Origin of the sequence: Candidatus Regiella insecticola LSR1 (assembly GCF_000143625.1) — a bacterium.
In the GTDB taxonomy this organism is placed as follows: domain Bacteria; phylum Pseudomonadota; class Gammaproteobacteria; order Enterobacterales; family Enterobacteriaceae; genus Regiella; species Regiella insecticola.
Window position 1 is genome coordinate 1 of the sequence record NZ_GL379649.1, and the last position, 1,109, is coordinate 1,109.

2 protein-coding genes are annotated in these 1,109 nt (G+C 37.2%); both read right to left on the reverse strand.

The window, feature by feature from the left end; all coding sequences use genetic code 11:
- Positions 1 to 347: antiterminator Q family protein (locus tag REG_RS08770; RefSeq protein ID WP_039908365.1), on the reverse strand; the 347-nt coding region annotated here is incomplete at its 3' end.
- A gap of 167 nt (positions 348 to 514) precedes the next feature.
- Positions 515 to 778: a helix-turn-helix domain-containing protein gene (locus REG_RS08775; protein WP_039908368.1), complete on the reverse strand. Its 264-nt coding sequence runs from the start codon at positions 776 to 778 to the stop codon at positions 515 to 517.
- Between the last annotated feature and the right edge of the window lie 331 nt (positions 779 to 1,109).

The window sequence follows — 1,109 nt, forward strand, 5'->3', positions numbered from 1 at the left end:
GCCAATGTCGACAAGCTTCCTTCAATAAAACCCTCGGCAAGCTGCAATTTTATCCGTATCACTCGTTCGTCAACACCCCGTTTACGTGCAATAGCCCGCTTCGAGTAACCTTTAACGTAATACGCCATAATGAGATTAAGTTCTTCAGGTTGACGGATCCTCTGTAGTTGTAAAACACAACTATCTATAATCAGCCCGTCATCATCAGAACAGGACACATTCAGAGCAGGGCGCAACGGCAACAGACCTTTAAAACCGGCTGCCACCGGAGACCACGTGATACCTGTGTTAGTATCATTAGCCCAATAGCCCCACCGAGTTAAAACTTGTTGAATATTTCTACTCATACGCTTGATATCTCTCGTTTGCTGTGGTTAGTTGAAAAAATCAGAAGGAATTTACCGTTTTGATCGAATAAGCAAAGTTTTTTGATTCAGACGGTGAATGTTTTGGATATGATGATGTCAAGAAAATTTTTGAAAGGGTATGTGCTAAAAAAACATTTTAAGCCCTATTATGGAATGAATTTAATTAATTTCTCGTTTATTTTAAAATAGAATAAAGCACGCAATTCAGCATAACTCTCCCGTTCATATTTATTCATGGCATTATTTAAATGACGATTCACGGTGCCTATACAAATATTTAATTCTCGGGCGATGGCGTTTCGGTCTAATCCAGAACAGGAAAGCGCCAGAACCTGAATTTCTTTTGTAGACAACTTGGAAAAAAGTTTGTGGTAAGACGCAATATCATGAATCCGAAATACTTTTTTCATCACTAACTCCTGATATATTAGCGACATCATCAAATCACACTGCTTTTGTGGCCTCTATGACGCTAAGACGTAACGTATCCAGGAAATAATGTAGGGTGAATATTTAATGAAGAGGTAGTTGAGTGAAGAATGGAAGCATACGCCTTAAACTTGAAAAGGGTATGTATTAATACGGTAAATACATGCACTTTATCATGAAAATCTCAAAAATCATGACTGAGTGACAAATAAACCTATTAAAATGATAGGCGTATATTACGAACGATTACCCTAATTTTTGTGAATCGCGAACTGTATATATTGTTGAAAAAAATCGATTATCCAAATTGGT

Bases quoted from the DNA above. Each gene is read 5' to 3' on its own strand.
- REG_RS08775 (WP_039908368.1), bottom strand. From the start codon at position 778: ATGAAAAAAGTATTTCGGATTCATGATATTGCGTCTTACCACAAACTT.